We start from the raw sequence: 13669 nt of genomic DNA, 5'->3' as shown, positions 1-13669 counted from the left end.
AGCGGTGCCAGTTGTTGATCTGGGTGCCCCAGGCGTGCAGGATGCGGCCGAGGCGATCTCTTCGAGCAGCGGGTGTCGGTCGGCCTTCAGTTCCCCCGACGCGAAAGAGGGTCTGCGGGCCTTCGCCGAACGTCGCGACCCGAACTACGGCGCCTGACCTCCGGCTGAGGGACCCGTCGAACGGCGGTATCTGCCGCCTGCCGCATCAACGCGACGTGGGTCATTCGCAAACCCGGTCACGGTCATTGCTCGATGCCTCTCGCGCGCCCTGACCAGTCGGCATTGCATTCCTCCCGGTGATCGTCGGCCCGGTTTCCGCTAGCAGTCGACGGCGACGGCGAGAGCTTCGCAGACCTGCGCGAGACGATCGGGCGTGAGCGTGCAGATGCGTTCGGTCAAATCGCCTGTGGGCACTGCTCCGATGTTGTCGATGCTTGCTGCGCATTCCTGAGGCACGCCGTCTTGGCGGTCGAGTCGAACCTCGGTGGGGATGTCGCGGATCGTGCGCGTGAGCGGCACGGCGATGACGCGGTCGAGCACGCCGATGGCTGCATCGCGGGTCATCACCAGATACGGCCGACGCCCGGCGTCTTCGTGCTCGCCCCACCAGACTTCCCCGCGATGTGGACCCCTCACCACGGCTCCTCGAGTATCGAACTGCGCAGGAACGCCCGTGCCGCACCCAGCTCGTCATCTGTGGGCGGAACGCGCCGGTACCCCTCGATGATGGCGTCATCGATCTTCTGGCGCGCGCTCTCCGCCGTGACTTTCTCCACGCCGGCTCGCACGGCAGCCGCGCGAGACTTGAAGATGCCGGCGGTGACGAGATCGTCCAGCCGAGTCAGCAATGAATCAGGCAGTCGAACCGCGATCTGCGTAGTTGACATCCACTCAGCATACCAATGCGACTACCACACGTGAATGCTCCGCGAAAGACGGAATCACGAGATCTGGATGTCGGAACGTGAGCGCCCGGTGATGCCTCGACGCGCTACCTCGCGGGCGATGGTCTTGGTGAAGGCAATGACGCAACCCGAGCGCTGGGCCTGGGCCACGCCCTCGTCATGGGCTCCGCAGGCGTGGGTACGCTCCGGGGCCGCTGGGCTGACGGTTACTCGGGGGTGATGTGCGGGGCGTTCGGGTACTGGATCTGAGCGACGGCCGGGCGGGTGCGTATTGCGCTCGGCTGATGGCTATGACCGGTGCCGAAGTCGTGGTGGGCGAGCCGCCGGGGGGTTCGGAGCTGCGCCGGTCACGCATGGTTGACACCGGCGCTGGCCCGGTTTCTGCAGCGTGGGAATACCTGCGAGCAAACACAGCGAGCGTCGTTGTGGACGCTGGGGCTTCGCTCGCGGATCTGGCTGCGGGCTTCGACGCCGTGGTTTTGGACTGCCAAGGCGACCTGGCGCCGGTGCAGGCCGACATAGCTGCAGCCCGCGAGGCGCAGCCCCGATTGGTGGCAGTGGCCATCACGCCCTACGGGTTCACCGGGCCGAAGTCGGCGTGGCGGGCTGGCCCGCTCGAGCATTGGGCGCTGGGCGGGCACATGAGCCTCAACGGCGAGCCCGACCGGCACCCGCTGCCGGGCGGCGGTCCATGGCTCACGCACTTGGTGGGGGCGACCGCGGCGATCGGCATCCAGGCGGCGCTCACCAATGCCGCAACGACTGGCGACGGCGACCTGGTGGAGGTCTCAGCGCTCGAAGCGCTCGCCAACGCTCACCAATGGAGCTTCAGCCTCTACACCCACAACGGCGTCACCAAGCGTCGGTGGGGCAATCGTTTCGGCGAGCAGCACCATCCGCTGGCGCTCTATGAGTGCATCGACGGCTGGGTCTGCATCGCGGCCGTCTCGGTCCACCAGTGGGAGGGCTTCTGCATCGCTATGGACCAGGTGGAGTTGCTCGCCCGCGAAGACTTCTATGTGCCCGCCGTGCGCTTCGACCACGCCGACGAGCTGGACGAGATCATCGCTGCTTGGACGGCCACCAAGACCGTCGCCGAAGCAGTCACTGCGCTGCAGGACAACCAGGTCCCCTCCGGACCGGTGGCCAGTCTCGACGACATGCTCGCCAGCCCGCAGCTCGCCGCACGCGACTACTGGGTGAACCTGGATACCCCGCCGGCCGAGGCTGCGCCGGGCGACTCAGCGGCTGGGGCACCGGTGTCGGTTGGCTCTCCGTTGAGCGACGAGATGACCGTTGTCACAGCACGACCGCGGGTGCCGGGTCCGCCGGCTCGTATTGACGGCGCGACACCGCATTTTCGCCGCGCACCAGCGCTCGGTACCGACGCCCTAGTGTCCGCCACCCTGACGGCCGACGCCGCGGCGGGCGATGCCGCGACCACCCGAGGGCAAGAACCGATCTGGCCCGAAGGCGTCAAGCCGCTTGCGGGCGTGCGTGTTGTGGAGTTCACGATTGCCTGGGCAGGTCCGCTGGTGTGCCGGATGCTCGGCGATCTCGGCGCCGACGTCATCAAGATCGAGCACCCCACCGCACGCGGCCTCGCCATGCCGCCTGCCGAGAAGATCGTCGCCGAACGGGGGAACTGGGAATGGGGCCAGCTGCCCGGCCCTCTGTCGCGCAATGGCATCTTCCTGAACAACGATCCCGGCGACGACTGGTTCAACCGGCTCGGTCACTGGAACAAGATGAACCGCTCGAAGCGGGGCCTCTGCTTGGACCTGAAGGCGCCCGGCGGCCGCGAGGTGCTGAGCCGGCTGGTCGCAACGGCCGACATCGTGGTGAACAACTACAGCCCCCGCGGCGTCCGCTCCGCCGGTATCACGCCCGCCGAGCTGCGCGAGATGAACCCCGCCATCGTGACGCTCGACATGTCCGGCTTCGGCGCCACCGGTCCCGACGCCGAACGCATCAGCTGGGGCCCGGTGCTCGACGCCGCCTCGGGTCTTGCCTCCACCACCGGCTACCCCGACTCAGGTCCCTATAAGCAAGGCATCGCCTTCCCCGACGTCGTCGGCGGCCTGCACGGAACGGTCATCGCCCTGGCAGCCCTGTGGCAGCACTGGCGCACCAGCAATCCGGTTGCGGTCGATCTCTCCCAGCTCGAAACAGCGATCGCGGTAGCCGGCGACCAGTTCGCGGAAGCCTCCATGCGCCGGACCGGCACCCCGCCACCGCCGCGCCGAGGTGCACGCTCGCCAGACGCAGCGCCGGCGGGCGTCTACCGGTGCCGCGGCGACGACGCTTGGCTGGCACTCACCGTCACCGACGACGAGGCCTGGAAGGCACTCGCCGGAGCGCTCGACGATCCAACATGTGGGCAGCACTGGGCAACCGAGGCAGCACGCCAAGCCGATCACGACACCATCGACGCCATGATCGAACGCTGGACGCTGACGCGAGACAAGCACGCCGCCGCGGCCGAGTTGCAGGCGGCCGGGATTAGCGCTTCAGCTGTGATGACCATCGCCGACATCGTCAACGACGACCACAGCACGGCTCGAGGCCTCATGGTCGACCACGCCCGCCCCGACGGGCAACCACAGCTGTTCCCCGGCCTGCCTTTCCGCTTCGACACCACACCAACGGCCCTCAGCCCTGCCCCCACACTTGGCCAGCACAACAACCCGATCCTGACCGAACTCGGCTACACAGCCGCCGAAATCGCCGCGCTCTACGACACCACCACCATCGCTCAAGCCCCATCAGATTGAGAGCACGCGCCGCCTCCGCAACGGGGCCCTCCTAGTTGATCTCGACGACGCGGTCCCAGAAGTCCTCATCGGTGGTGAGGAAGAGCCGCAGCTCGTCCTACCCGGTTCACTCGAAAACTCGATCACGGCCACTGTTCTATGTGCATCGCGTGCCATGACCAGTCAGCGTCGCATTCCTCGCGCTGCTCGTCGGTCGGCCATCCGCTGAGCGACACTCGGTCGCCGATCGCCACGCGCTCGCCGGCTCCAACCCAGAGAGATTGGGAGTCATCGTCGTACAATGTCGGCAGCCATGCGATCGCATGTTCGAGCCCTCGGACATCCTCGTCCGTATAACGAGATGTAGAGGGCCGGAAACGCGGCATGAGCCGAGGCAACAGCAGCATCGTGCGTCGTTCATATTCGTATGGGGATTCGGCGTCGATGACAAGAGCGCATTCTCCTTCAATGGCAAGGATGCCTGCGAGTAGGGAATCGGATGTCGCCGAGAAGTCGCCGAGACGCTGATAGTCCCACATGCCCTTGAACTCGGGCGCGAACGCCGCGCTGGGCCGTTCAGGTATGCGAACACCGACGTGGTCGCATCCTGCCAGCAGCGTCCCCGCAATGACCAAAGCCAGCGCTGTGCATGTCGCACCCGCCGCCGCCCGTCGCGTCGGACGTTCGCCCGCGATTCGTCGCTCTGCCATTTCGCGCTCTACCGAACCGTGACGTTGCCCGCGCTCAGGATGTCGATGTTGAGCAGCCATTTGACTTCGTCGATGGTCGGGCGGTAGCTGATGTCCGTGATGGCTCGCCATGAGCCTTCCGTTGACGCTGGCCTACCACACGCTCACAGGACCCGATGACCCACACTCGGTCGGATGGAATCGATCAGGCCATCGTGAGACCACCACTGACAGACAAAGTCTGTCCAGTGATGTAGCCAGCTTCCTCGCTGCACAAGAAAACAACAGCCGCCGCCACCTCGTGCGGCTGCCCTATGCGCTTCATCGGCACAGCCCGAGCCATCGCCCCGATGATCTTGTCGCTCGTGTCGGTCGCCGCCGCGATCTCTTCCAGCAGCGGAGTGTCGGTCGGTCCAGGACACACCACGTTCGCAGTGATGCCCCGCCGCGCTACCTCGCGGGCGATGGTCTTGGTGAAGGCAATGACGCCGCCCTTGGCGCCGGCGTACACGGCTTCGCCCGAGGAACCCACCCGGCCGGCATCGGAGCCGATGTTTACGATGCGGCCGAAGCCGGCCTCAGTCATGGCCCCCAGGCAACCCTGCGTCGTCCGCAGCGGGCCCTTGTAGTTGATCTCGATGACGCGGTCCCAGAAGTCCTCGTCGGTGGTGACGAAGGGCCGCAGCTCGTCCCAACCCGCGCAGTTGACGAGCACTTCGACCGGCCCCAGTTCGTCGACGACCGCCCGGAGACCGGCGGCAACGGCATCGGCGTCAGACACATCCATCTCGACAGCGATTGCCGTGCCGCCCGCCGCGTTGATAGCGGCTGCCGTGTCAGTGGCCTCGGGCACTCGCAAGTCGGCTACCGCGACCCGGCGGCCGTCTCGAGCCAGCCCCAGGCAGATCTCGCGGCCGATGCCCCGGCCGCCGCCGGTGACCAGCGCCACCCGGTTTGCGTTGCCGTCATCGTTCACGTCGTCTCCATTCGTCGACTGCTGCGATTGCAAGGTGCGGGGAGCTGCTGCCCAGTGCCCCGGGGCGAATCCGCTCAGGCGCGGGTGGCTTGGGCCACGTCGCCCCACTTGTGGACCATGTCGGGGTCCTTGCGGATCTGCTCCTCGGCCAGGTACATGACCACCCGGGCGGCGGTGCCCGTGTAACGGTCTTTCAGCCGGTCTGCCATCTCGTCCCATGGCCCGACGACAGCGAAGTGCTCGAGCATGTCGTCGGTAATGGTGTCGGCCATGCCAGCGATATCGCCGGTGCTCATGAGTTGGCGCAGCTTGTCGGTGACGCCCTCGTAGCCCAGATCTGTGAATTGGAACGCATAGTTCGGTGTGGTGCCGTAGAACGCGATCTGCGTCTTGGCCCGCCTGATGAGCGGTGCCAGCTCGTCGGGTGTGTCGCCGGGTGCGGCGAATACCGGCACGATCAGGTCGATGTCGGCGACGTCACGACCGGTTCGCTCAGCACCCCGGGCCACCTCAGGCAGCAGCCGTTCGCGGATGTAGTGCATCGTGTGCATCGGGTGGACGTGAACGCCGTCGGCAACCTCGCCGGCCACGCCGTTCATGATGGGACCGACAGACGAGATATCGACCTTCACGTCGCCGTGGTCGTGCGCGCGCGGCGCCCATTGTGCCGGCAGCAGGCTCAGGTTGAAGAACTCGCCTTCGTAGCTGAGCTTCTCTTCTCGCCGGAAGGCCCGCAGGCACGCCTGCACTGCCCCGACGTAGTCGCGCATGCGCGCCGCCGGGCGATCGAATTCGACCCCATATCGCCGCACGATGTGACCTTTCACCTGGCTGCCGAGGCCCAGCCGGAAGCGGCCGTTGGTCTCGCCGGCGAGTTCCCAGGCGATCTGCGCCGACACCATCGGGCTGCGAGGGAAGGCCACCGCGATGCCGGTCGTGAACGTGAGGCTGGGGGCCGCCATGGCGGCTGCGGCGAGCTGCATCCACGGCACCTGACCGGTCTCGGTGTAGAGCATCCCCGAGAAGCCGGCGCCCTCGACCTTGCGGGCCAGGTCGGCCGCATCGCTCCAGGTCGATGAGCCGGTCATCAGATCGAATTCCACGATGTGTCTCCAGTGGGTGCGGGGTCGGGTTGCCTGTGCTGCTGGGGCGAGCACGAATTCGCTCAACGTAGCCCCCACCGTCCATTGGTGTCGCGGGGAGGCTGGGCGGGGCAAGACACCACTCGCATACGCTGCGGCCATGTCCAAAGGTGCGACCTATGACTGGCTGCTGCTGGGGGACGCCGTCGATCGTGCGGCTCGCATGTGGGGAAACCGCCCGGCGGTGGTCTTCGGTGACCGCCGCTGGAGCTACAACGACTTCGTCACAGAGGTGGACCGCGTCGCAAAGGGGCTCATCGCGCTGGGAACGCAACGCGGCGACCACGTGGCCGTGTGGATGACCAACTTGCCCGAGTGGCTGTGGTTGCAGTACGCCATTCCGAAGGTGGGCGGCTGCATCGTGCCGTTGAATACCCGGTACCGGACTGACGACGTGGCCTACACGGTGGCGCAGTCGGAGAGCCGGTTCATGATCTCGATGGACCAATCGGGGCCGATCGACTACCGAGCGATGCTCTGCGAGGCCCATCCCGACATCGTTGATGCGGGGCACCTCGAGAGGGTCGTGTTCACCGGAGCGGACCGTGACGACGCGCTCGCCGATGCGATGGGTTGGGACGATCTGCTGGCCGCAGGCGAGCGTGTCACCGACGCGGAACTGGCCGAACGTGCTGCCAGCGTGACAGTCGACGACCGCATGATGCTGGCCTACACGTCGGGCACGACCGGCCACCCCAAGGGCGTCGTGCACACCCACCGCCCGCTGCGCAACAGCCGCGAACGCGCAATGTTGCTGGGTCACACTTTCAATGACATCCACATGAGCTACCTGCCGCTATTCCATCTGTTCGGCTTCGGCGAGGTGTCGATCCAGGCGGTGCTCACGGGCGGCTGCCAGGTGCTGTTCGACACGTTTGACCCAGCCGCCGTGCTGGCAGAAGTGGAGTCCCATGGCGGCACGGTCCTCCACGGTTTCGACTCCCACTGGGGCGACCTGCTACGCGCCCAGGACGAGCACCCCCGCGACATGTCCAGCCTGCGAATGGGAACCCTGGCGGCGGGCATGGAGTCGTCCACACCCATCGCTCGGCGTGCGCAGGAAGTGTTCTGCCCCACCATCTCGGGCTGGGGCATGAGCGAGTCGTGGGCGTTCGTGAGCTGCAGCCACCCCACCCATTCCGTCGAGCAGCGCACCGAAGCCTCCGGCTACCCCATGGACGGCATCGAGTACCAGATCCGAGACCTCGAGACGGGGCAAGAGTGCCTGCCTGACGCCCCAGGAGCACTGTTCGTGCGCGGCTACACCGTGATGGAGGGCTACTGGCGTCGCCCCGAGGCCACCGCCGAAGTGCTCGGCGATGACGGCTGGCTCGACACCGGCGACATAGCAAGAATGCGCCCCGACGGCCACGCCGTCTTCATCGGCCGCCACAAAGACATGCTGAAAGTAGGCGGCGAGAACGTCTCCCCCGCCGAAGTAGAGGGCTATCTGCTCGAAGCCGACGGCGTCGAACAGATAGCAGTAGTCGGTTACCCCGACCCCCGCCTCGTAGAAGTCCCGGTCGCCTTCGTCCAGCTCACGGCCACCGCCCCGCCAGACATCACCGAGGACGCGCTCATCGAGCGCTGCCAAGGCCGGATAGCCAGCTTCAAGATCCCCCGAAAGGTGATCTTCGTAGAGGAAATGCCCACCACCCCGTCGGGCAAGATCCGCAAAGTAGAACTCAGAGACTGGGCCCTGAGAGACCTAGGCGACCCCGCCCACGCTTGAGGTGCGGCGAAACGAGGGGCGGGCAGAGGCATGGCCTCCGCGCGCAGTTATGAAGCGCTCCTCGCACACCCAGATAGCGCACGAAGCGCTTCATCTGTTTGAAGCACGGAGGCCATGCCTCTGTTCGCCCCGGGTTTAGTGACTAGGGCCCAGAAAAGGCCATGGCCGATCCGACTGGCCCATCGAGCGTGTGGTCGACAGCAAGCCCCATGGATCGCTCACTCTCACGCGTCTTGACCTCGGCGCGAGCCACCACATGGTGATGCACCTCATCAGGCCCATCAGCCAGCCGCAGTGTCCGCTGCGCATGCCACATGTCAGCCAGCGGGAACCACTGCGAAACCCCAGCAGCCCCATGCATCTGGATCGCTTCGTTGATGATGTCGCAGCACTTCTCGGGCACCATTGCCTTGACAGCGCTCACCCAGACGCGCGCCTCGGCGTTGCCGAGCGTGTCCATGGCCTGGGCCGCCCGCAGCACCATCAGCCGCATGGCCTCGACCTCGATGCGTGACCGCGACACGACCTCCATGTTCTTGCCCAGGTTGATGAGCTTCTTGCCGAAGCCCTCGCGGCTCAGTCCCCGGTCGACCATCATCTCGATGGCCTTCTCGGCGGTGCCGATGGAGCGCATGCAGTGGTGGATGCGACCCGGTCCCAGCCGCAGCTGAGAGATCTCGAAGCCGCGGCCTTCGCCCAGCAGGATGTTGTCGCGGGGCACGCGCACATCCTCAAAGGTGATGTGCATGTGGCCGTGCGGGGCGTCGTCAGAGCCGAAGACGTGCATCGGGCCCAAGATGTTGACGCCGGGAGCGTCGATCGGCACGAGGATCTGCGATTGCTGCTTGTAGGTGTCGGCATCGGGGTTGGTGCGCACCATGGTGATCATGATCTTGCAGCGGGGGTCGCCGGCACCGGAGATGTAGAACTTCTCGCCGTTGATCAGCCACTCGTCGCCGTCGAGCACCGCGTTGGTCTGCACCTGCTTGGCGTCCGAGCTCATCACGGCCGGCTCGGTCATGGCATAAGCAGAGCGGATCTTGCCCTCGAGCAGCGGCTCGAGCCATTGCTGCTTCTGCTCAGGCGTGCCGACGCGCTCGAGCACCTCCATGTTGCCGGTGTCGGGCGCGGAGCAGTTCAGGCACTCCGAGGCCAGCCGGTTCTTGCCCAGCTCATTGGCGATGTAGGCGTAGTCGAGGTTGCTCAAGCCCTCGCCGGTCTCGGCGTCGGGCAGGAAGAAATTCCACAGGCCCTGCTCGCGTGCCTTGTTCTTGGCACCCTCCAGCAGCTCGAGCTGGCCGGGTGCCCAGCTCCAGCGGTCTTCGCGGTTCTCACCCATCCGGTGAAATTCCTCGGTGATGGGGTCGACTTCGTCGCGGATGAACGCCTTGACCGCTTCGTACAGCGGCTCGACCGCGGCGGACATCCGCAGATCGAAATCGTCCATGCTCGCTGACTTCAATGCTCCGCCAACCACAGCGGCTCCCCTCGTGTGCTCGCCGTCGGCAGGTCTGCCTCTGGCGCAGAGAACCCTACCGAGATCGCCCGATCGGCACCGGGCCGGCGGCCTATCCCCGACCGGTCCCGAGCGCGCCGGTACCTTCGACTGCCATGTTGCAGTGTGTTCGAGGGATGTGCACCGAGATGGCCACGGCCGAGCTGGGCTACGACGTGCCCCAGACGAGGGCGTGGCTCGACGACCTCGATGCCGCCACGATCGCTGGCACCTCCCGCCAGCGAGACATGATCATGCCGTTGTGCCGAGCCCACGCCGATCGGATCAAAGTGCCGGTTGGGTGGGAGCTTGACGACCGCCGGGCGCCTGAGCCAGAACCGGCGATGACCCCGCCGGCACCGAGCGCCGAAGCCCCAGAGGGAGTTGAACCGCTGTTCAAGCCGCGGTCCCGTCCCGAGCCGACCGACATGCCAGGACCCGACCCCGAGCATGCACCGTCGTCGCTGCTCGAACGGGCCTTCCGCGCCTCGCCGTCGCGCTAAGAGGCTGAGCCCCGGGTCCGAGCGGCCCGTGAGCGCAGCGAACAAGAGCGGGAAGCACAGGGCGAAGCCGTGGCCCGAGCGGCCCGTGAGCGCAGCGAACAAGAGCGGGAAACAAGAAGTTCGCCAACGCGGAGGCGCGCCTGGCGGCTCACGTCTCAGAGCAGGCTCGCTCGCCGTGCGGCGGTGAGCACCAGCCGTCCACGAGGGTTCAGGCTCGCCCGGTAACGAACTCCCTCACCGTCCACCAGCACGAGTTCGTTGCCCTCGCTGGCAACCCGGAGTTCCACACCGAGCTCCGCAGACAGCTCGGATCGGCTGGCCTCCAGCGCAGCCCGCATGGCACTGCGGCGCTGCGCCTCATAGAGATCCATGTCGTACTCGACAAAGTCCCCAGGCTCAGTCCCAGTAGGCCGCACAATCAAACAATGTCACAAGCGCCAGTAGCTTGAGAGCGTGAGCCTGTGGCTGGCTGTGCCGCTCTCGCTGTTGTTCATCTACATCGTGTACCGGCTTGGTCTGCGCATGATGGCCACATTCTCGCGGCCGATCCCCCCGCCGCCCCCGCCAGGAGAGCTGCGACGGGTGCGCCTCACCTACCGGTGCAGCCTTTGCGGCACCGAGATGCGCATGACGCGCTCGCCGGTGCAAAACCCTGAGCCGCCCCGCTGCTGCAGCGAGGACATGGACCTGGTGGCCAACGCGGACGAGTAATTTCGCCGTCGCCCACAGGTTTTCCACATTTTGGGGAAAATCACATCTATGTGATTCAGCGCCAGCGGGTGGCGAGCAGGATGCCGATCAGCACGATGCCCAAGCCGACGGCAATCCATACGCTGGCCGGACTGCCCGGCAACCAGCTCATGTAGTTCGACACGATCACTGCGGTGCCGATACCGAGCAGTGCCGCGATCAGCCAGCCGAACCAAGCGGCGCTCTGGGGCGCCTGGCTGCTGGTGCTCTGCTGCTGAGTTGGCGCGTTCAGCGGTTGCGTGCCCTTGGGCGTGATGCGACTGGTCTTGCGGGGCCGGGCCATGGCCGATCAACCTAGTGGTCTGTTGGCCAGATGCCCGAGAGGTGCGCCACGGTGTGTCAATGACGAATGCACCTCGGTCACGAGTCGTCTATACCGGGACCGTCGGAGGGTTCTTGGTCCGGCCCGACCTCATTTGGCGGCACGTCCGCTGAGATTGCCGTGGCTTCGCCGATGACGAGTGTCACGCTCTCGAAGTTGAGTCGAATGTTCGTCCCTGAAGCGGGCTCCAGGGCGATGACTTGGCCATCACCGGGGTCTCCTTGGGGAACCGGTTGACTGCGCTGATCGACAGTGAATCCCAATTCAGTCATTGCGGCAGCGACTTCGTTGGGCGCGAAGGTCCCCAGTGCCTGCAGGCTGGGAACCGGCGCCACTTCGGGCGGCTTGAACATCAGGAGCACGACCTCGGATCCGGCGATGAGCACCGTTCCGGGATCAGGACTGATGCCACGCACGACGTTCGTGTTGACGTCGAGATTGGACACCTCGCGCGCTGTGCGCTTGACGGTGAACCCGAGTGCCAGCAGCTCGGGTTCGATCCGGTCGGCGAGCGTCGTGCCGAAATCTGCCAAGGCCGGCACCACGAGTTCCTCGGGACCGTCTGAGACGACCAGCGTGATGACGCTGCCCCGCTCTGCCGGCTGGCCAGCCTCGGGGCTGCTGCGTATCACCGTTCCTTCGCTGAATTCGGTGGAGAACTCTCGCTCAACCCGGTCGACGAGTCCGAGACGGGCCAGCGTCACCCGGGCGTCATCCACCGTCTGCCCGACCAGGCGAGGCACCTCAACCTCGCCGCGACCTGCAGAGACAGTCAGCGTCACGACCGTGCCGGCTGGACGCTGTTCGGTGCTCGGGATGCTCTGTTCGGTCACGAGCCCGACCGCCAGGTTTTCGTTGCGTACATCAATGCGCTCGACGCTGAAACCTGCGGTAACGAGTACCTGCTCGGCCTCTTCGTAGGTTCGCCCGACCACGTTGGGCAGCAGCACCAAGGTGCGCGGTGCGGCCGCGAACAAGGTGATCGGGTTGTCGGGGTTATTGGGCTCGGCGAGCAGCAGCCCGGCGCGGGGATTCTGCTGGAACACGACGTTCTCGTCGACGTCGTCGCGTTCGGAGAATTCGACGCTGACGTGATCGAAGCCGACATCGCCGAGTTCGCGCTCGGCTTCGGAGAAGTGCAAGCCCACCACGTTGGGCACTCGCAGCCGCACGTCAGAAGTGGGATCGGGCTGGGCCACGACGCTTGGCTCGCCCCGGTCGTTGACCAGCAGGAACACCAGCCCTGCGATGACCAGCAGCAAGATGACGAGCAGCGTGATCCACATCGGCGTGCGATCCGGCGGCTCGATGGAGCTAGGCGGCGGCCCCTGCGGGTATTGCGGGGGGTACTGCGGGCCGCCGTATTCCCCCGCGCCTCCTCCGCGGCCATAAGGCGGTGTGGGCGGGGCGACAGGCGGTTGGGGGTAGGCGGGCGGCGAGACCGCAGCTGGCGGTGTGGCGGGTGCTGGCGGTGTGCCCGCAGGCGGGCCGGCGCTCACCGCCGGGAAGTACGCCGTGACGTCGCTCGCCGCAGCATGCGTCGGCTGGCCCGCCCGGAAGCGCAAGAGATCGTTGCGCAGTTCGGCGGCTGAGCCATAGCGCGCAACAGGATCCTTGGCGAGCCCTCGCAGGCAGATGGCTTCGAGCTCGTGGGGAACGTCGGCGTTGTAGCGCGACGGGGGGATCGGCGCCTCCTGGACGTGTTTGTAGGCGATGGCGACGGGACTGTCGCCGGTGAACGGCGGACCCGCCGCGAGCACCTCGTAGAGCACGACGGACAGCGAGTACACGTCGCTGCGCGGATCGGCATCGTGCCCTTGAGCCTGCTCCGGCGACAGATACGTGGCCGTGCCCATCACCGATCCGGTGCGTGTCAGATCGTCGGTGCCGCCGCCGAGCGCCCGGGCAATGCCGAAGTCGGCCACCTTGACCTGGCCGGACTGGGTGATCATGACGTTGCCCGGTTTGATGTCGCGGTGTACCACGCCGTTGCTGTGAGCGAATGCAAGCGCAGCCGCGATGTCGATGGCGATGTCTGCGGCGCGGTCGGGATGCAGCGGGCCGTCGCTGCGGATGACCTCCGCCAGGCTTCGACCTTCGACGTACTCCATCACGATGTAGTAGGTGCCTTCGTGGTTGCCCCAGTCGTACACGCCGACCACATTTGGCTGGCTCAAGTTCGCAGCGGCTTGAGCCTCTCGGCGGAACCGCTCGACAAATGATGAGTCGGTCGCGAATTCGGGGAATAGCACCTTGACGGCGACGGGCCGGTCGAGGAGGCGATCGCGGCCCAGGAATACCTCGGACATTCCGCCGCGCGCGATACGGCTGAACAGCTCGTAGCGACCGCCGAAGATTGGGTTGTCGGTGTCTGCCATGAGCACGGGGCGCTTGCTGGGTGA

General features: G+C 66.3%; 13 protein-coding genes. 4 read left to right on the top strand and 9 right to left on the bottom strand.

Going from position 1 to position 13669, the window contains the following annotated elements; translation table 11 throughout:
- Positions 1–318: 318 nt before the first annotated feature.
- Both ACOOF5_RS06205 and ACOOF5_RS06200 read right to left on the bottom strand, forming a co-directional pair.
- Complete coding sequence (locus ACOOF5_RS06205; RefSeq protein WP_420437662.1) at positions 319–636, bottom strand: type II toxin-antitoxin system PemK/MazF family toxin; 318 nt, start codon at positions 634–636, stop codon at positions 319–321.
- Positions 633–887 (bottom strand): hypothetical protein, encoded by a 255-nt coding sequence (locus ACOOF5_RS06200; protein ID WP_420437660.1) that lies wholly within the window; start codon positions 885–887, stop codon positions 633–635. The genes ACOOF5_RS06205 and ACOOF5_RS06200 overlap by 4 nt, the downstream gene beginning before the upstream one ends.
- A 239-nt stretch (positions 888–1126) precedes the next feature.
- On the opposite strand from ACOOF5_RS06200, the gene ACOOF5_RS06195 reads away from it, so the two are divergent.
- Positions 1127–3679, top strand: coding sequence for a CaiB/BaiF CoA transferase family protein (locus ACOOF5_RS06195; RefSeq protein ID WP_420437658.1), 2553 nt, complete (start codon positions 1127–1129; stop codon positions 3677–3679).
- 122 nt (positions 3680–3801) lie between these two features.
- Here ACOOF5_RS06195 and ACOOF5_RS06190 read toward each other — a convergent pair whose 3' ends face one another.
- The 3 genes from ACOOF5_RS06190 to ACOOF5_RS06180 form a co-directional block, all read right to left on the bottom strand.
- On the bottom strand, positions 3802–4368 hold the full coding sequence (locus ACOOF5_RS06190) for a hypothetical protein (protein WP_420437656.1): 567 nt from the start codon (positions 4366–4368) through the stop codon (positions 3802–3804).
- Positions 4369–4552: 184 nt separating this feature from the next.
- Positions 4553–5323, bottom strand: a complete 771-nt coding sequence (locus ACOOF5_RS06185; protein WP_420437654.1) for an SDR family NAD(P)-dependent oxidoreductase — start codon at positions 5321–5323, stop codon at positions 4553–4555.
- Positions 5324–5397: 74 nt separating this feature from the next.
- On the bottom strand, positions 5398–6504 hold the full coding sequence (locus tag ACOOF5_RS06180) for a TIGR03617 family F420-dependent LLM class oxidoreductase (protein WP_420437652.1): 1107 nt from the start codon (positions 6502–6504) through the stop codon (positions 5398–5400).
- A gap of 61 nt (positions 6505–6565) precedes the next feature.
- Here ACOOF5_RS06180 and ACOOF5_RS06175 point away from each other — a divergent pair, with 61 nt between their 5' ends.
- A complete protein-coding gene (locus tag ACOOF5_RS06175) occupies positions 6566–8197 on the top strand; it encodes a class I adenylate-forming enzyme family protein (protein ID WP_420437650.1) in 1632 nt (543 codons plus the stop codon).
- 142 nt (positions 8198–8339) lie between these two features.
- Here ACOOF5_RS06175 and ACOOF5_RS06170 read toward each other — a convergent pair whose 3' ends face one another.
- Positions 8340–9644 carry an acyl-CoA dehydrogenase family protein gene (locus ACOOF5_RS06170; protein WP_420437648.1) on the bottom strand — a complete coding sequence of 435 codons (1305 nt, stop codon included), beginning with the start codon at positions 9642–9644 and terminating at the stop codon, positions 8340–8342.
- A 164-nt stretch (positions 9645–9808) separates the two neighbouring features.
- On the opposite strand from ACOOF5_RS06170, the gene ACOOF5_RS06165 reads away from it, so the two are divergent.
- Positions 9809–10195, top strand: coding sequence for a DUF3499 family protein (locus ACOOF5_RS06165; protein WP_420437646.1), 387 nt, complete (start codon positions 9809–9811; stop codon positions 10193–10195).
- A 155-nt stretch (positions 10196–10350) separates the two neighbouring features.
- Here the strand turns inward: ACOOF5_RS06165 and ACOOF5_RS06160 are convergent, their stop codons facing one another.
- Entirely contained in the window at positions 10351–10611 is a 261-nt protein-coding gene (locus ACOOF5_RS06160) for a hypothetical protein (protein WP_420437644.1), read from the bottom strand.
- A 37-nt stretch (positions 10612–10648) separates the two neighbouring features.
- On the opposite strand from ACOOF5_RS06160, the gene ACOOF5_RS06155 reads away from it, so the two are divergent.
- Entirely contained in the window at positions 10649–10906 is a 258-nt protein-coding gene (locus ACOOF5_RS06155; RefSeq protein ID WP_420437642.1) for a hypothetical protein, read from the top strand.
- Positions 10907–10961: 55 nt separating this feature from the next.
- Here ACOOF5_RS06155 and ACOOF5_RS06150 read toward each other — a convergent pair whose 3' ends face one another.
- Complete coding sequence (locus tag ACOOF5_RS06150) at positions 10962–11228, bottom strand: cell division protein CrgA (protein WP_420437640.1); 267 nt, start codon at positions 11226–11228, stop codon at positions 10962–10964.
- A gap of 77 nt (positions 11229–11305) precedes the next feature.
- Positions 11306–13645, bottom strand: a complete 2340-nt coding sequence (gene pknB / locus ACOOF5_RS06145) for a Stk1 family PASTA domain-containing Ser/Thr kinase (RefSeq protein ID WP_420437638.1) — start codon at positions 13643–13645, stop codon at positions 11306–11308.
- Positions 13646–13669: the final 24 nt, after the last annotated feature.

Origin of the sequence: Candidatus Poriferisodalis sp. (assembly GCF_965214215.1) — a bacterium.
Classification (GTDB): Bacteria; Actinomycetota; Acidimicrobiia; order Acidimicrobiales; family Poriferisodalaceae; genus Poriferisodalis.
Note: the sequence above shows the minus strand (reverse complement) of the source record. Positions and strands in the feature narration are given on the sequence as shown.